Origin of the sequence: Cupriavidus oxalaticus (genome assembly GCF_038900635.1) — a bacterium.
In the GTDB taxonomy this organism is placed as follows: domain Bacteria; phylum Pseudomonadota; class Gammaproteobacteria; order Burkholderiales; family Burkholderiaceae; genus Cupriavidus; species Cupriavidus oxalaticus_B.
In genome coordinates, this window is record NZ_JAYMRX010000033.1 from 24,916 (window position 1) to 42,059 (window position 17,144).

At 61.8% G+C, this 17,144-nt stretch carries 16 protein-coding genes; 9 read left to right on the plus strand and 7 right to left on the minus strand.

The features are described from left to right. Window positions 1–46: 46 nt before the first annotated feature. From VSR71_RS31695 to VSR71_RS31710, 4 genes are all read right to left on the minus strand, one after another. Entirely contained in the window at window positions 47–1,303 is a 1,257-nt protein-coding gene (locus VSR71_RS31695; protein WP_342917515.1) for an NAD(P)/FAD-dependent oxidoreductase, read from the minus strand. Between the two features lie 3 nt (window positions 1,304–1,306). Next, window positions 1,307–1,630, minus strand: coding sequence for a 2Fe-2S iron-sulfur cluster-binding protein (locus tag VSR71_RS31700; protein ID WP_342917516.1), 324 nt, complete (start codon window positions 1,628–1,630; stop codon window positions 1,307–1,309). A gap of 22 nt (window positions 1,631–1,652) precedes the next feature. Further along, a complete protein-coding gene (locus tag VSR71_RS31705; RefSeq protein WP_342917517.1) occupies window positions 1,653–3,089 on the minus strand; it encodes a glutamine synthetase family protein in 1,437 nt (478 codons plus the stop codon). 82 nt (window positions 3,090–3,171) lie between these two features. Further along, entirely contained in the window at window positions 3,172–4,488 is a 1,317-nt protein-coding gene (locus VSR71_RS31710; RefSeq protein ID WP_342917518.1) for an aromatic ring-hydroxylating dioxygenase subunit alpha, read from the minus strand. Between the two features lie 224 nt (window positions 4,489–4,712). Here VSR71_RS31710 and VSR71_RS31715 point away from each other — a divergent pair, with 224 nt between their 5' ends. From VSR71_RS31715 to VSR71_RS31725, 3 genes are all read left to right on the plus strand, one after another. Beyond that, on the plus strand, window positions 4,713–4,946 hold the full coding sequence (locus VSR71_RS31715) for a hypothetical protein (protein WP_342917519.1): 234 nt from the start codon (window positions 4,713–4,715) through the stop codon (window positions 4,944–4,946). Between the two features lie 98 nt (window positions 4,947–5,044). After that, window positions 5,045–5,818: a gamma-glutamyl-gamma-aminobutyrate hydrolase family protein gene (locus VSR71_RS31720; RefSeq protein WP_342917520.1), complete on the plus strand. Its 774-nt coding sequence runs from the start codon at window positions 5,045–5,047 to the stop codon at window positions 5,816–5,818. A 111-nt stretch (window positions 5,819–5,929) separates the two neighbouring features. Next, complete coding sequence (locus tag VSR71_RS31725; RefSeq protein ID WP_342917521.1) at window positions 5,930–7,297, plus strand: aromatic acid/H+ symport family MFS transporter; 1,368 nt, start codon at window positions 5,930–5,932, stop codon at window positions 7,295–7,297. 232 nt (window positions 7,298–7,529) lie between these two features. Here VSR71_RS31725 and VSR71_RS31730 read toward each other — a convergent pair whose 3' ends face one another. Next, window positions 7,530–8,876, minus strand: a complete 1,347-nt coding sequence (locus VSR71_RS31730; RefSeq protein WP_342917522.1) for an MFS transporter — start codon at window positions 8,874–8,876, stop codon at window positions 7,530–7,532. A 477-nt stretch (window positions 8,877–9,353) separates the two neighbouring features. Between VSR71_RS31730 and VSR71_RS31735 the strand changes: the two genes are divergently transcribed. The 6 genes from VSR71_RS31735 to VSR71_RS31760 all read left to right on the plus strand — a co-directional run bounded on the left by VSR71_RS31735 (window position 9,354) and on the right by VSR71_RS31760 (window position 15,421). After that, entirely contained in the window at window positions 9,354–9,650 is a 297-nt protein-coding gene (locus tag VSR71_RS31735; RefSeq protein WP_342917523.1) for a DUF1330 domain-containing protein, read from the plus strand. 212 nt (window positions 9,651–9,862) lie between these two features. After that, entirely contained in the window at window positions 9,863–10,651 is a 789-nt protein-coding gene (locus tag VSR71_RS31740) for an enoyl-CoA hydratase/isomerase family protein (protein WP_342917524.1), read from the plus strand. 50 nt (window positions 10,652–10,701) lie between these two features. Continuing rightward, complete coding sequence (locus VSR71_RS31745) at window positions 10,702–11,499, plus strand: enoyl-CoA hydratase/isomerase family protein (RefSeq protein WP_342917525.1); 798 nt, start codon at window positions 10,702–10,704, stop codon at window positions 11,497–11,499. Next, complete coding sequence (locus VSR71_RS31750) at window positions 11,499–13,118, plus strand: class I adenylate-forming enzyme family protein (RefSeq protein WP_342917526.1); 1,620 nt, start codon at window positions 11,499–11,501, stop codon at window positions 13,116–13,118. The genes VSR71_RS31745 and VSR71_RS31750 overlap by 1 nt, the downstream gene beginning before the upstream one ends. Before the next feature lie 272 nt (window positions 13,119–13,390). Continuing rightward, complete coding sequence (locus VSR71_RS31755) at window positions 13,391–14,374, plus strand: LysR family transcriptional regulator (RefSeq protein ID WP_342917527.1); 984 nt, start codon at window positions 13,391–13,393, stop codon at window positions 14,372–14,374. 138 nt (window positions 14,375–14,512) lie between these two features. Continuing rightward, window positions 14,513–15,421 carry an alpha/beta hydrolase gene (locus VSR71_RS31760; protein ID WP_342917528.1) on the plus strand — a complete coding sequence of 303 codons (909 nt, stop codon included), beginning with the start codon at window positions 14,513–14,515 and terminating at the stop codon, window positions 15,419–15,421. A gap of 221 nt (window positions 15,422–15,642) precedes the next feature. On the opposite strand, the gene VSR71_RS31765 is transcribed toward VSR71_RS31760, so the two are convergent. Together VSR71_RS31765 and VSR71_RS31770 are read right to left on the minus strand one after the other, a co-directional pair. Then, entirely contained in the window at window positions 15,643–15,909 is a 267-nt protein-coding gene (locus VSR71_RS31765) for an H-NS family nucleoid-associated regulatory protein (protein ID WP_342917529.1), read from the minus strand. Beyond that, on the minus strand, window positions 15,893–17,068 hold the full coding sequence (locus VSR71_RS31770) for a DNA-binding protein (protein ID WP_342917530.1): 1,176 nt from the start codon (window positions 17,066–17,068) through the stop codon (window positions 15,893–15,895). Before VSR71_RS31770 ends, VSR71_RS31765 begins: the two co-directional genes overlap by 17 nt. Window positions 17,069–17,144 lie beyond the last annotated feature (76 nt).

A 17,144-nucleotide genomic window follows, 5' to 3' on the forward strand; every position in this document is an offset into this window, starting at 1 on the left:
CAGGCATTGCATGCAATGCCTGGTATGGTACACCAGCGAGGCGCAATCAGGCCGCCGCAAGCGATTTCAGGGGGATCGATTCGTCCTGTAGCGCCGTCGGATCCGGCCGTACCCGTGCCGCGATCAGGCGCCGGGCGGCAAGATGGTCGAGAGGCCGGTTGACCGTGTCGGCGCCGATGAGGGTGCCGTCCCGCAGATAGAGCGCGGTGAACTTGCCACTCTCCACGTCGCCGCGCAGCACGATCTGCTCATGGCCTGCCGAAGCCCCGGCCATCTGGAGCTTGTAGTCGTATTGGTCCGACCAGAACCACGGCACGGCCTCGTACGGCATGGCACGATCGGCCAGCGTGGCAGCGGCGACCCGGGCCAGGTCGTTCGCGCTCTGGATTGACTCCACGCGCACGCAGCGCTTGGTCCCCACTCCCTGCCCCACCCCCTGCCCCACGGCATTGAGCCAAGGATTCGGGTACGCTGCGCAGTCGCCGGCGGCCACGATCTGCGGATCGCTGGTCCGTGCATAACGATCCACGACGATGCCGTTGTCGACCACGAGGCCGCAGGCTTGGGCCAATTCGACATTCGGCACCACCCCGAGCCCCGCCACGACCATGTCGGCGGCAATCACCTCCCCCGACTCGAGCTCGATCGCCTCGACCGATGCATGCCCAAGCAAGCGTCGCACACGCGACGACAGATGGAACCGGACGCCCTCATGCGCATGGGCGCGCATCAGGAACGTCGAGATCAGCGGTGGCACTGCGCGCTGCAGCAGCCGGTCCTGCATCTCGACGACAGCTACCTCGACGCCAAGCGTGCGCAGCGCAGCCGCCACCTCCAGCCCGATGAAGCCGCCGCCGATCACCACTGCGGTCCGGGAACGGCTTGCGGCATCCCGGATCGCGCACGCATCCGCCAGATTGCGCAGATAGTGCACGTTACCAAGACCGGAGCCTTCGCACGTCAGCGTCCGGCAGCGCGCACCGGTGGTGAGGGCCAGATGCCCGTAGCCGATCTCGCTGCCATCCGACAGTTCGACCTTGCGCGCCTCACGTTCGATCCGAAGCGCCGTGACGCCGGTCCGCAGCGTGATGCGCTCCTCCGCGAAGCGCTCCGGCGACTGCAAAGGCAGGCTGGACGCGTCCACCTCATTGCGCAGGAAAGCCTTCGACAGCGGCGGACGCTGATACGGCGGATGGGACTCTTCGCCGATCATGGTGATGTTGCCCGCAAAGCCGTTGGCACGCGCGGCCAGCGCGAGCTGGGTGCCCGCGTAGGAAGCGCCGATGATGACGAGATCGGCCATGATCTACCCCTGCTTCTCGGGCACACGTACAACCATGCCGTCCAGCGCATCGCTGATGACGATCTGGCAGCTGAGCCGGCTGAAGTCCGTGCGCGCGGCGGCAACGCCTTCGAGCAGCTCGTCCTCCATTTCGTCGGGCGTCGGCAGCATGTCCAGCCACGCCTCGTCGATATAGACGTGGCACGTGGCGCACGAGCAGCAGCCGCCGCACTCGGCGTCGATCCCGCGCACGTTGCCTGCAATGGCCACTTCCATCAGCGTCTTCCCATTGGCCGCGGCCACTGTCTTCGTATTGCCGTCCTTCAGGACGTAGGTAATTGTCGGCATGACATCCTCACTGGCATGTTCATTAGAACGTGTCGAAGTACTCGCGCTGCTCCCAATCGCTCACTTCGAGGTTGAAGCGATCGATCTCGGCCTGTTTGATATGACAGAAGTAGTCGACGAAGCCGCTACCCATGCCCTCGCGCAGCACTTCATCGTGGCGCAGGCAATCCAGCGCCTCGCCAAGGGTTTTCGGCAGGCACGGCGCGGGCGTTTCGTAGGGCGAGTCGGCGGACGGTCCCGGGTCCAGTTGGCACCGGATGCCGTCGAGGCCCGATACGGCCTGGGAGGCCAGGTACAGGTACGGATTGGCCGCCGGCTCGCCCACGCGGTTTTCGATGCGCGTGGCCGGATCGCCGACGCCACCCAGGACACGCAGCATCGCCCCGCGGTTGTCGCGCGCCCAGATCGCGCGGTCCGGCGCCAGCGAATAGGCACGGAAGCGCTTATAACCGTTGATCGTCGGCGTGGAGAACGCAGTGGCACCGCACGCATGTTGCAGCAGGCCACCCAGGTAGTGACTCCCCACCGCCGAGAGGTCGTCGCCGTCGCGCTGGGGCACCATCGCATTGGCGCCATCCTGCACGCGCTGAAGCGACTGGTGCAGGTGCCACCCGCTCGACACCACATTGCTGATCTTCGGCCGGCACATGAACGTGGCGTGGTAACCATGCCGCTTGCAGACCTGCTTGACGGCGCTGCGGAACAGCACCATGGCGTCGGCCGTCTCGCATGGCGAGGCTGGCGCGAACGTGAATTCGAACTGGCTCGGTCCGAACTCAATCTCGAGCGAGCGCACCGGCAGCCCGAGCTGCTGCACGTTCTTGCGGATCAGCTCGATCACGGTCTCCGTTGCGTCATAGCGCAGTTCAGTCAGGAACTGGTAGCCGTGCGATAGCAGGCCGACTTCAGGCGGCTCGCCCGGCTGGCCGGCATCGTCGGGTTTCATGTGTTCGCCCAGCAGCCTGAAGACGTGGAACTCCACCTCGAGCCCGGTAACGAGCCGGTAGCCTTCGGCCTCCAGCCGTTGCTCGGCGTTGCGCAGCACGCGGCGCGTGGCGAACGGCACGGCACGGCCATCGTGGAAGTACGGATCGCAAAGGATCCAGCCGGTATTCGGCGCCCACGGCAGCACCTTGAACGTGGTGGGATCGGGAATGAGGTTGACATCCGCGCCGCCCTGCATGCCGGGGATGTTGAAGCCACCGCCCGAGGCAAACACGGGAAACACGGTGCGATGCGAGGTGTCCTTGGCGAACAATGTGGTCGTGACGTTAAGGCCGCTGCGCAGCGCCTTGACGGCCTCCGACGCCACCAGCGCCTTGCCACGCAGCACGCCGTGCTGGTCGGGGAAGGAAAAGCGTACGACCTCGATGTCTCCGGCGTCGATCCGCTGCGCGACCTCGTCCGCAGCGCGGGCCTGCGCTTCGGTCCAGAGGCCGAATTTGTCTACAAATGCCATATGGGTCCGGCCATCCGCGTCGCGCCATGCGCGCTCGGTCAGGCCGCCTCGGTAGTTGATGGGTGGTCCGATTCCGATGCCGTCAGGCGCGCGACGCCCATTCCGAATCCGCACGACGCTTCGCATCGGCGCCGCGCCAGTACGCGTCGTGGGCCATGTTGCCGCTGCTGACGCCATCGATCGACGGCGGCCCGGTCAGCGTGCTGGCTTGCGCGGCATCGACCATCATCAGCGCCTTCTCGCCGCGTTCGTTGGCCTCGATGGCCGCCACCAGCTGCTTGCGGTAGGCGATGATCCCCTTGTCGGTGGTGCCGAGATGCTCGCGCGTACGGTCCTGGATCGGACCCTGCGACTCCACCGCCCACTGGTCGTGCACGTTGATGTCGTTGCCCATGCCCGTGTACGTCCTGGTCAGTTGCTCATAGGGGTTGAAGCCGTACTGGTTGTTCTTGTTCTGGCGCGGACGGTAGTCAGGCAGCTCATACAGCGCCAGGCGCTGGTCGCGCATCTGCTGCTTGTTTACCGGCTCGGTGAAGCTTGTGAAGATGGCGTACCAGTAGCAGCTAGTGTCGTCGACGGGCACGTGCCACTGCGCGATCGTCATCTCGGCGCTCATCGGGATGATGAACGCCTGCGGGAACACCACGTTGGTCACGCGCACATGCTGCTGGCCCTCGCCCAGGTCGCGCAGCGCGGTCAGCCGCATGCCGTAATCGGTCGGCGCAAGGTTGATTTCGGGGCATTCGAACTCGCGCAGCACCCGGGTGATCGGCATGGCCGAGTCCGCCGAAGCGCCGCGGAACTGCTTGCCATAGCTTTCGGCGGTGTCTTCGTCCTCGAAGAAGCGATGCAGGAACGAGGCGTGCGCCGGGTCGATGCCGACCTCCAGCGCCTGGAGCCAGTTGCACTCGAGCAACCCCTTGAAGGCGAAGGTGTACTGACTGGGGGCGACGAAGCAGTCGAAGGCAGGGAACGCTGGCGGCTCGCCTTCGCCGATGAAGGCGAACAGCATGCCGCTGCGCTCCACCACCGGATAGGCCTTCTGCTTGATACGGGTGCAAAGCTTGCTGCCGGCCGGCTCCGCCGGCGTTTGCAGGCAGGTGCCGTTGCGGTCGAACAACCAGCCGTGGAATGGGCAGCGCAGCCCGCCGTCCTCCAGGCGCCCGAAGCTGAGGTCGGCGCCCCGGTGCGGGCAGTCGCGGTCCAACATGCCGTACTGGCCGCGTTCGTCGCGGAACAGGACAAAGTCCTGCCCCATCAGGCGCACGGCACGCACCGGGCGCTCGGCTTCGAACTCGTCGATCAGTGCAACGGGCTGCCAGTACTGGCGCAGCAACCGGCCAGCCGGAGCATCGGCGCCGACGCGGGTGATGAAGTCGTTCTGTTCCCTGGACATCATGAATGGGGGTCTCCTGCTCGATGGTGGTTTGTGGATTGGGATTGGGATTGGGATTGGGATTGCCAGGATTGAACCGGCGTTGTATGCAGCGATACTAGTCACTGCATACAGTCAATGCAAGAACGTAACCATCGGACTGTCTCGCATGATCGAGCGGAATGTGGGATTCAACTTAAGGAAAGTGAATTATATAATTGATTTGTAACGATATATTTTGCGCGGATTTGAGCAGCATCCAACGGCTAGGTGTTTACCCTTTACATCTGATTTTGGCATTGATTGCATGCATGCTTGATCTTGTTGTGCGTCATTGCGTGCAGCGTGTATCACGGGGAACCGGTATCGCCATTACCGCGTTGGCCGCACCAGCCGAAGCCAGCCTGCCGCATTCCATGCCGGCTCAGGTGGCTCGCAATGAGCATGCATACATGATTGCGCACCTCTTCATTTATAAATGACTCATACGTCCTTTATACATATAGTTCTTGCGATGATTGCATGCAGCAATCTATTATCGGCATGCAATGAACTTGCATACGTGATCGAGAGCCCGCACATGCCGTCATCCACCACCCCGCTGCACCAGCCGGATCGCCCATTGGTTGGCATCGTCTGCGACCGGTTCTTCGTCGGGGACCACGATCTCCATAGCGTGAAGGAGAGCTACCGCCGCGCACTGAGCCAGGTCGCCGCCGTCACGCCGGTCTTCATTCCGGCCGCCGAGGACATCGCTGACGTGACGCCATACCTGGGCGCGGTATCGGGCTTGCTGTTCCCGGGCGGGGCATCCAATGTGGCGCCAGGTCTTTACGGCGGCGCTGAACCCGCTGCGTTCCTTGTCGATCCGGCCCGCGACCATGTCGCCATGCAACTGATCCGTGGCGCCGTGTCGCGCGGAATGCCGATCCTCGCCATCTGCCGGGGATTCCAGGAAATCAACGTCGCATTCGGAGGCACGCTGCACCCCGACATCTACGACGCGGGCCACGCCACCGACCATCGCGAGGACCCGAACGAATCGATGGCGGAACGCTACCGCTACAAGCACAGGGTCGCGCTGGCATCCGACGGCCTGCTCAGGAACTGGGCCCGCGACGAAACGGCGGTTGTCAACTCGCTCCATACCCAGGGCATCCGCACGCTCGGCCAGGGCCTTGCGGTCGAAGCGACCCATGGCGATGGACTGATCGAGGCGATCCGCCTCGACGGGGCGCCATTCGCGATCGGCGTGCAGTGGCATCCGGAGGTTACGGCGAGCGTCGATCCGCTCTCGCAAGCGCTGTTCACCCGCTTCGGCGATGCCTGCCGCCACTACGCCGGCCCACCCTGACACACCTCCGCAGCAACGTAACTCCCAACACCAAACCTGGCGCTACCGCCGCCCCTGACGGCGCGGCAAGGGAACGCTCTTACATCATCCGCCCCCAATCCGGAGAGAGACATGCACCCATCCAGCCCCCCTTCGACCGGCACGGTCGATGTCCAGACCCTGATCGACAACCGCCCCTTATCGGCCTACCAATGGGCGATCCTGGTTCTGTGCTTCCTGATCGTCGCGATCGACGGCTTCGATACCGCAGCCATGGGCTACGTGGCACCTGCCCTGGTACAAGACTGGGGCATCGACAAATCCACGCTCGGCCCCGTAATGAGCGCCGCGCTGTTCGGCCTGGCCTTTGGCGCGATCTTCGCCGGGCCGATGGCCGATCGCGTGGGCCGGAAGAAGGTGCTGGTGTTGTCGGTGTTTTTCTTTGGGGCCTGCAGCCTGGCCACCGCGTTCGCGCCCACGCTCTGGTGGCTGACGGTGCTGCGTTTTCTCACGGGCCTTGGTTTGGGTGCCGCCATGCCTAACGCGGTCACGCTCATATCCGAGTTCGCACCCTCCAGGCGCCGCGCCGTGCTGGTGAACACGATGTTCTGTGGATTTCCGCTCGGTGCAGCGGCAGGCGGGTTTTTTGCAGCGGCAGTCATTCCGCACTTCGGCTGGCAAAGCGTCCTGCAGTTCGGCGGCGTGGTCCCGCTGGTGCTGGGCGTGGTGCTGGTGTTCGCGCTGCCCGAGTCGATCCGCTTCATGGTGGTCCACCACTACCCGAACGCCCGGATTGCCGACTTGCTGACTCGCGTCACCGGGGCCAACGTGGCTGGCGTGGAGCGCTTCACCATTCACGAAACCGCACCTGCCGCCCATTCGGCGATCGGCACGGTGTTGGCGCCCCGCTATCTGCTTGGCTCGGTCATGCTGTGGCTGACGTATTTCATGGGACTGGTGATCTTCTACCTGCTGACCAGCTGGCTGCCCACGCTGATGAAGGATGCGGGGTTCTCGCTGCAGCGCGCTTCGCTCCTGACCGCGCTGTTCCCGCTCGGTGGCGGCATCGGCACCATCACCGCGGGCTGGCTGATGGACAGGATGAATCCCAACAAGGTAGTGGCCGTCATGTATGGGCTTGCCGGCGTACTGATCTACACCGTGGGCCATGGCATGGGCGATCAGGTGATGCTCGGAGTGCTGATCTTCATGGCCGGCACGGTCATGAACGGTGCGCAGGCATCCATGCCAACGCTGGCGGCCGGCTTCTACCCGACCCAAGGCCGCGCCACGGGCGTTGCCTGGATGCTTGGCATCGGTCGCTTCGGCGGTATCACCGGCGCGCTGCTCGGCGCAGAGCTGCTCCGCATGCGCCTGGGCTTCGACACGATCTTCACGTTGCTGACGATCCCGGCGTTCATCGCCATGGCCGCACTGGTGGTGAAGTACCTGAGCGCGCGTGATGTGGCACATGCGACCGATGTGGTCGCATCGCACTAAGAACTCATTTCAGAATGAATTCTCCCCACGCTGAAGGGAGCGCCAGCAAATAAGGCCACAGGCCGGACGATACCTGTCGTGGTGGCATGCACGGTCAGCGTAGATCCGGCCTGGCTTGCGCAATGGCCGACCTCGGCGACCGCGCCAGGCCTGGGGCCGACTAAGCAGCAAGGCGATGGACTTCTTTTCCGGCGTTGGGGATGCCACCATTGATCGGCCCCTGCGTCCCACGTCAGCGGCTCTCCAATGCGACAATACCGTCGTGCGATATGCCGGATCTCGAGGCGGAAACCCGGTGATTGACCAGAGCGATCGCCACGGCTCCCAACGCGCCTGCCGCCGCAATCGCCAGGAAGTTATGCTCCAGCGGCAACCTCACCGAGACCAGTACACCGAGCGCTATCGGTGCCACGATGGCGCCAGCCCGCCCGACTCCGGAAGCAAAGCCGATTCCCGTCGACCGGATCGGCGTCGGGTAGAACTGCCCCGCATAGGCGTAGCAAAGGATCTGGGTGCCGAGCGTGGATGCACCGACTACAGCAACCACAAGAATCAATGGTTGAACCCCATAGCCCAGCATGGCAAGCGAAGCCACCGACATCGCGTAGAAGATGAACAGCACCAACTTGATGTTGAACTTGTCGGCAAGCCAACCGCCGCCGACCGCACCAACGATCGCTCCAGCGTTATACACCAGCAGGAAGTTCAGCGCGGACCCGAGGCTGTAGCCGGCCAGCTCCATCAGCTTGACCAGCCAGGTATTGAGCGCATACATCATGAACAGCCCCATAAAGAAGGCTACCCACAGCATGGCCGTACTAAGGCCTCGGCCGTCACGGAACAGCTGGCTGACAGCCGGCTCCTGGGCTTTGTCACCGGCAAGCGCCTGGAACGCTTCGCCCGCCTTCATGCGAAAGCCCGGCTGAATTCTGGATACGATCTGCCGTAGTTGGGTGTCGTCGTGCTGCTTGACAAGGAACGGCAATGATTCCGGCATGTACTTCAGGATGAAGGGGATCAGCAGTACCGGCGCGCCCGCCGCCAGGAACACGAATTGCCACCCGTAGGCCTCGATGAATTGCTTGCCGAGAAGAGCGGCCAGCATGCTGCCGACCGCGTAGCCGCAACACGCCAAGGTGACGACGACGCCCCGGACTTTCCTGGGCGAGTATTCGGTCATCTGGGCGGCCAGGTTCGGTATGGCCCCCCCGATGCCGAGACCGGCGAAAAAGCGCATGACGCTGAAGGCGAGCGGATCGCTCGTGAATCCGGCCGCCGCGGTGAAGGCGCTGAACAGGAAAACGCAGATTGAAATCGTCCAGCGACGACCCAGCCTGTCAGCCAACGCGCCTAGCACGATCGCGCCAAACATCATCCCGAACAATGCGGAGCTCGCCATGAAGCCCGCCGTGGTGGCGTCTACGCCCATGGCCTTCATGATAGATGGCAGCGCGGCACCCGCGACAGCCAGGTCATACCCATCTAGCATCACGATCATGAAACACCAGATAAGGACGGTGGCGTGGAATCGGTTGAACCTGGCCTCTTCGGCCAGCTTGTAAACGTCGACACGGTGCATGGCTGTCTCCTTGCATCTTCTGGTTCGCTCAAATCATCAAGACTTCATCGACAAAACAGCTAGTGCGGTTCCGGGTGGGTCAAGCCGAGTCTGGGAAGTCTGAATCGCTGATTGGAGAAAATCTATTGACCACGCGTACAGTTCAGCGAATAACGCCTTGGTGACGGGGTCCGAATTATGTTATCGAGAGCGCCTCGCCGGCAGAACGTCTAATGGCGAAGCACGCTTGTTCATTTGTGAACAGCTGTTCCAAGGACCGCTTTGAATCGGTCGCTGACTGAGCCGCCGCCCTGTCGCCAAGCCGCGCGAGCGCTGACCATTTGACCTTGCGGATTCAATCTTCCCCCGATCACCTGTTCACGAATGAACAAGCGCGCTGCGCCGTTAGACGTTCTGCTGACGCGGGGCTATGGATAGCATGACCCCTGCCCCATAAGCATGCGCGAAGCGGGGCACTGCTCTAGGCGAGGAAGCGAAATGGCAAAAGGATATTGGGTGGCGGCATATCGGGCGATTCATGACGCGAGCAAGCTCGCGGCGTACGGCGCCCTTGTGGGACCGGCTGTGAAAGCAGCGGGCGGAAAGATCCTGGCGCGAGGCGGCGAGGTCGTTGCGTTCGAAGCGGGTCTGAAGGAACGGACCGTTTTGGTTGAATTCCCGAGCTTCGAACAGGCTCTTGCCGCGTATGAGAGCGAAGCTTATCAGCAGGCGTTGGCCGTACTGGGTGATGGTGCCGAAAGGGACGCGCGCATCGTAGCGGGTATCGACGACTGATCCGTCCCCGCAGGCTGCCGAGACCGCCCGCGCTGCATGGCAGCGCGGGCGGTCTTCATTTTGGAGCAAAGAGGCCGCCGGAAACTGCTCCAGCCCGCTGGCGGCGAAGCAGTTGTTCATGAATGAACAGGTGGGCTACGCCCATGGCCGTTCTGCTGACGCGAAGTTGTCAATAACATGATTCGTACCCCGCAAGCATATTCCCGGAGACGATGATGGCAGCTGCAAGTTTCTCTATAGAAGGTGATGTTGGAGTCCTGACGCTAAACAATCCCCCGCTAAATCTGTGGAGCCTGGAACTCATGGCGGATTGGAAAGCATCTGTTGACGACGCGTACAGGTCAGCAATTCGCGCGTTGGTAGTACGAGCCGAAGGGCCGTTCTTTTCCGGCGGCGCCGACGTGAAGATCTTCCAGGGCATGTCGACAAAGGCTGCACGTGAGATGTTCGAACTGTACCTGCCAGTGATCAGAAAGCTCGAAACGCTTCCTTTCCCCACAATCGCCGCAGTACAGGGCTTGTGTCTGGCGGCGGGAATGGAACTGGTGCTTGCTTGCGACCTCATCTGGGCTGGTGAATCGGCACGGCTGGGTCAAACGGAAGCAATGATCGCCACAAGCACGCTGCTGGGCGGCATTCAACGAATCACCGCCCGTGCCGGTGCTGCCCGAGCCAAGGAAATGGTCTTCAGCGGCGCGCAGTATGACTCGCATACGCTCGAGCGCTGGAACATCGTGAACCGTGTGGTTCCCGACGACCAGTTGAACGACGAAGTCATGAAATACGCCAAAGTCCTCGCGGCTGGCCCGACCGCATCGCACATGGTTGGGAAGGAACTCATCAGGAAGTATCTCACTGCCGGACTGGATGCCGCGGACCAGCACGTTCTCGATGCTGCAATGCCGCTGTTCGAGACAGTTGACATGCAGCACGGCGTTGAAACCCTCGTCGAGCACGGTGTTCGCAATCTCGCCGCACGCGCGAGATTCATTGGCAAATAGTGGTCAGCACCAATCGCGTGCCCCTTCTTTCTACACCCCAGGAGACATCAATGAACTTCGAAGCGTACAAGACCCTTTCCTTCTCCCGTCGAGGTCGCATTCTCACCATTATTCTCAACCGGCCGGAAGCTCTCAACGCGGTTGACGGCGTCATGCATGAAGAGCTCAGTCGCGTTTTCATTGATGCGGCACGGGATGAGGAATCCGACGCCATCGTTCTGACTGGTGCTGGAAAAGCCTTCTGCGCGGGAGGCGATTTCGACTGGCTGCAGGAAATGATCGATTATCCAGCCGAATACCACAAAGCCGGGACAGATGCGCGGCGCATTGTCATGTCGATTCTCGAATGCGATAAGCCCATCATTGCCAAGGTCAACGGTGCGGCAGTGGGCCTGGGAGCGACCCTGGCGCTATTCAGCGACGTTATCTTTGCCCAGGAAGGGGCAAAGTTTGGCGATCCGCACGTCAGTGTTGGATTTGTTGCCGGCGACGGTGGTGCGGTGATCTGGCCGCAACTTATTGGATACGCCCGCGCCAAGGAATACCTGATGACAGGTGACCTGATCCCAGCATCGGATGCAGCCAGGATCGGGCTGATCAACCATGTGGTTCCCGCGGCCGAGCTTGACGCTCGCGTCGACGAATTTGTAGACCGCCTGCACGCCGGGGCGCGTCAGGCTATTCGATGGACCAAGGTATCGGTAAACATTGGCCTGAAGCAGCTCGCCGCTTCCATTCTCGATGCGAGTCTCGCGTACGAAATGCTGACCAACTACACGGCAGATCACAGCGAGGCTGTCGCGGCATTTCGGAGCAAGCGTAAGCCCGTATTTAGCAAGGAGCAGTAATGATGACGCAGAACAACCCGTACAACGCCGTTGTCCCGCTGTCCGAGGACAACGAGCGGCACACGATTGTCGACATCATTTGGGGGCATGCCAGCCGACAACCTCAAAAGCTCGCGCTGGTTGCATGCTCGCTCGATGGTACGGTGAAGCGGCTCACCTATGAAGAACTCGCTAATCGGGCTGAGGACGTAGCGGCTGGACTGCGTGATCACGGTATCGTGCCTGGGGATCACGTAGCCATCGTGCTCGGGAACGCGGCAGCCTATGAATTTGTGCTCACGGAACTCGCGTGTGCCCGCTTGGGCGCAGTGGCGGTTCTTGTCAATCCAGGCTCGAAGCGCGACGAGTTACTGCACGTCCTGGCTTTAACCGAGTGCCGGGCGGTCGTTATCGGGAGAGAAACCGCTGAGGAGATTCGCGCGTTAGGTGCGCGGTTGCCGACATTGGGCCCGATATTCGAGGTCCAACAGCATGGCGAGACGGGCGTTCTCGACTGGCATTTGCTCCTCGAGCCAAAAATGGCCTTACGAGAGTCCCATCCGCGTCCCAAACCGTCAGACGACGCATACATCATTATGACGTCGGGTACTACCGGGAAACCAAAGGCGGTCGTGCTGACGCATGCGAACGGCGTGGCCGGTGGCGGCGCAATGGCGCGTGCGTGGGGCATTCGCGCCGGCGACATTGTGCAGACGCCGATACCGCTCACCACAAGCGCCGGCACCTTTGTCTCGCGCCTAGGCCCGTTCTTCGCCGGTACGACGTTGATTATTGATCCCCCTTTCGATGCGGAGGTAACGTTTGCACGCATTCGCGCCGAAGGGACCACCGTGCTACTGGTGGTTCCCGCGATTATCATCTTTATGGCAGATCAGTTCGTGCCAGAGCGACATTCACTCGACACGGTTAGGTTGTTCTGTTTCGGCTCTGCGCCTATTACCGTGTCCACACTGGAGCGAGTCAAGAAGCTGTTCCCATGGATTCAGCTAGGGCAGATTTACGGAATGACCGAGTCGTCGACCGTCGGGTCATATCTGTCTCCTGATGTGTTCTTCGAACATGTGGGTTCGATCGGGAAGCCTGTCTTATGCCAGATGAGGATCGGGGATGAGAAGGATGCCGACGTTGCACCAGGAACACTGGGACAGATTCTGATTCGCGGACCAAGTGTGATGAAGGGCTATCACCGGGATCCCGAGGCATCTGCGAGCGCATTATCCGACGGCTGGCTTCACACGGGTGATATCGGATATGTCGATGACAAAGGCTACTTCTTTCACGTCGATCGTTCAAAAGACATGATCGTCCGAGGCGGCTACAAGGTCGGATCGGTGGAGGTTGAGAATGTTCTTCTCCGGCACGACGACGTGAAGGAGGCGGCAGTCGTGGCGGTGCCACATCCGAAACTTGGCGAAGACGTATTTGCGTTCGCGGTGATTCGGGATGGGGCAGTGGTTGACGTTGAGGATCTGGTGCAATTTTGCCGGGAGAAACTGGTTGACTACAAGGTTCCGAGACGGATTGTGTTCATTTCAACGCTTCCGAGGAATTTGGCCGGGAAAATCGACAAGCGAATGCTGAGACAGAACGCACAAGACATCCTTGTCAAGGTCGCATAGCGACCTCGAACCGGGGGCGGCACAGGATGTTTTTCCGTGCCGGTGAGCCTTATGCGAGACCGCCGGTCAAATGTAGAGGCAACGGTCCTATTTGCTTGTCTGGTTCTCACCACGATGCGACATCGCCCCACGGCAACTATTCGGCACCCGACGACAGTCGATGGAGTCAATCATCGCCAGTGCCGGGAGGTGCAAGCGATGTTATCTGCGGCAGAATGGAAGCGCTGTCGGTGAAGTTGGCTCCGTGGGCGGGGTGAAATCGGGAGCGATCTATGGCACCAGGTTCAAGCAGGGTCAGCGCAGAGAATTCCGCAGGCGCGGCTGTTCCCGCGTCGCGGCAACTCCGTGGGCGAGCGGTCGATTGGGATCTGTACCGCTTTTTCGTTGCGGCCGCGGAAGTCGGTAGTCTCTCCGGTGCTGCGGAGCGATTGGGCGTCAGCGAGCCCACGGTTGGCAGAAGAATTACTGAGCTGGAAGGGATGCTGGGTTGCTCGCTGTTTCTGCGATCGACACGTGGCTTGGTCCTCACCCAAGCCGGACGACACATTTGTGAGCGCGCATCAGACATCGAAACCAGCATTGCTGAGCTTCACAGATTGGCGTTAGGAGTTTCTGAGATCGGCACCAGCGTAGTGAGGCTTTCCACCAGTGAAGGTATCGGGCAATACTGGGTCTGCGGCCTGTTGCCTGGCTTCCTGGAGGCCAACCCTGGCGCCAGAGTCGAATTGATCATTAGTAACCAGTCTATCGACCTTGGCCATAATGAGGCAGACGTTGCACTCAGGCTTGGCTCTCCAGGCCATGATTCTCTGTACGCGATGAGAGTCGCCAGCGTCGAATTTGGACTGTATGCTTCGCGCGAGTACGTCCGTGTACATGGGATACCCACCAATGACGCCGATCTGGAATCGCATCGCTTTATAGGCTGGTCTGGCAAGCTCGCGAGATTTGAGCCAGCTGTCTGGTTGAACGATATCGTGCCGCATGAGTGTATGGCGATATCCTCCGATAGCCTGGCTTTCGGCTATCTCGCGGCTGAGAACGGTTTAGGTATTGCACTACTGGCCTGTCTATTAGGTAAGAACTCGGCTAACCTTGTGCGCGTCCCGATAACAGTCAAACTGCCTGTGCTACCTCTATGGTTAGTCACGCACGAAGGGACGCGAAAATTGCCCGGTGTCAGAGCACTGGTGCAGTACATTCGAACACAGGCGCATCAGAAGGCTGCTGACTTTGTCGGCACTAGCCAAGAGTGATCCATCGCTCCCGCCACCGCACGTGACCACACCAGTTCGTGGCGAACGACGGTCCCCACCGCGGGCGAATGAACAAGGCCAAGTTGGCCTCGGAAACCGGGCATGAATCTCTCGCTGCGATAGGCAAGGGACAGTGTGATGAGAGCAGAGGTCGAGTTTCGTGCCGAGGATGGCGTAACGCTTCGTGGGTGGAAGTATGTGCCCGATATCCCGCCCAACAAGCCCGCGCCCGCGATTGTCATGATCAATGGGTTTTCGGGTGTCAAGGAAACGCTCACGCAATATGCCCAAGCGTTCCAGGCAGAAGGCTTTGCCGTGCTACTTTACGATCATCGCAACTTTGGTGCGAGCGACGGACAGCCGCGCCTGCATATAGAGCCTTCTCGCCAGTTGGCTGACCTGCGCTGCGCAGTCACGGTGCTGCGGGGGTTCCCGGAGGTCGATCCGGAACGTATCGGGATGTGGGGAACCAGTCTCGCTGGTGGACATGCGATTGTGACAGCCGCAAATGATCGACGCATCAAATGCGTCGTTTCCCAGATTCCCTTTATTAGCGGACACCGAAGCGCCGAGCGCTTCTATACGGTGCATCGCTTGACCGAGCTGCGCCAGATGTTCGATGACGATCGACAGAACCGCTTGCATGGCGAGCCATCCGCGATGCTGCCGGTGGTTTCGGACTCGGAAGACTTTTGCTGTCTCCCATCACCGGTCTCAAAGCGCTTTGTGCAGGCAAGCATCGATCAAGCCGCAGCCTGGAGAAACGAGGTGACAATTGGTTCTCTCGAGAACTTATTTGAGTATGAGCCCGGAGCGTTGATCAAATTTGTTAGTCCGACGCCTTTGCTCATGATCGTTGGAGCCCGGGACAACGTATGCTTCCCGGACCTCGCTTTCGAGGCGTACGAGAACGCGCTTGAGCCAAAGTCGCTCTACATTCACCGAGCCGGGCATTGGGGCACATATTTCCCGCCCTATCTGGACGCGACAGCTTACGAGGCATGCAAATGGTTCAAGGAACATCTCATCACGAGAATGGAAAAGTGAGGCCTTCTGCTATTGATTGACTGCTTTGAGCGAGTCGCTAGGGATCGTTTGTTGCGTGACACGCCATAGCATGCTGACTAGACAAAGACCATGAGCATGAACGGGATCACGGAATGGTCCGCCCTGCCTTCGGCAGCATGCCAAGATAAGGGGGACCGCGCTAGCATTAAGGGATACCGCCCCGGACTGGCCCGCTGTCGAAGCTGAAAGCACCGGCTGCGCTACTCGACCCGGTAAAACTCCTTACTCTGCCCCGCATTGACCGCCCGCTGCAGCCAGTCCGGCATCTCGCCGGTCCCGTCCCAGCTCTGTCCCGACGCGTTGCGGTAGCAGATCACTGGCGGCGGCGCTGGTGGAGGTGGCGGGGGCGGTGGAGGCGGCGGATCAAAGCACCCCGCCGCTAGCAGTTCCTCCATGGTCAGGTCGTAGTCGGCCATCTGGTCCTGGACCCAGCGGATCGCGGCCGCCCGCTCAGTTTTTGCTGTCATCGAGGTTGTCGTTGCCGTCGCTGCCATCTTCCGGGTTCGAGCCGGTAGACGTCCCGTGCTCGTCGGTCAGCTTTTCGTTTGGTGCTTCGCTATCGGTCGGTGCCGAGCCACCGGATTTGCGCCGCCGTTCCCGCTCGCGCGACAGGCGCAATTCTGCCAGCAGCTGGCGCGCCAGCGCCGCCTCGGCTTTGGCGCGCTCGGCCCGGCGCTGGGCTGCGGTAAGGTCCGCCTGCACCGTGGCCAGATCGGCGGCGGCTTTCCGCTCCGCAGCGTCGGCGGCCGCGAGCCGCGTGGTGAGCTGCTCGGTGAGCGCTGCGGCCTGGGTCTCGAGCCGGGCGCGGGCCTCGGCCTGCGCCACCGCGGCGTCGCGGGCCTCGTGGCGCGCCGCCGCCAATTCCGTGCGCAACTCCTCGGTGGCACGCTCGCTCTTCTGGCGCGCGGTGCGCTCCGCGTCCAGTTCGCGCAAGGCGCGCCGCTCGCTGGCCTCGGCCCGCTCCTGGGCAATGGCCACCTGTTCGCGGGCCCGCTCCAGCTCCGTCGAGAATTGGGTACGCAACGCGTCCAGCTGCCGGCGCGCGGCCTCGAGTTCCGCCCGCCCCGCCTCCAGCCGCGCCTGGGTCGCGGCGTGGTCCTGCCGCTCCGCCGCCAGCGCCGCTTGATTCTCCTCGATGGTTTGGCGCGCGGTGTCCAGCTGCGCGACCAGCGCCGCCGCTTCCTCGCGCGCGAGCGCGGTCTCGGCGTGCGCCGCATCGCGCTCGGCTTCGGCCGCGCTGGCGGCGGCGCGCGCCTCGGCGCGCAGCGTGGCCAGCTCACCGGTGGCTGCCTCGTTGGCCGCCTGCCAGATGGTCCGCACCGCCCCGGCGGCGATGTCCTTCAGGGCCTCCGGCAGGTCCGGATGGTCGATGGTGACGCGCGTGCGCCCGCGCAGCTCCTGCCAGAACCCCTGCAGCACCTCGACGGGCGTGCCCATGCTGCCCTTGCGCACCAGCTGATAGAGCTTGTTGGCGGTGGGCGTGATGCCGTAGCGGAAGAACAGCAGGCCGCAGACCTCGCGGTACAGCGCGCGGGTCTCGGGGAAACGGCCGCGCAGCTCGGCGATATCGTCGGCCATGGCGGCCTGCAGCGCGGCGTCGGTCAACTCCAGGTCGGCGGTGGCCATCGGGTAAAAGGTGTATTGTGATGATAAATCTTACTACGTAATACGTTATAAATAAAACTGCCGGTGGCAAACTTTA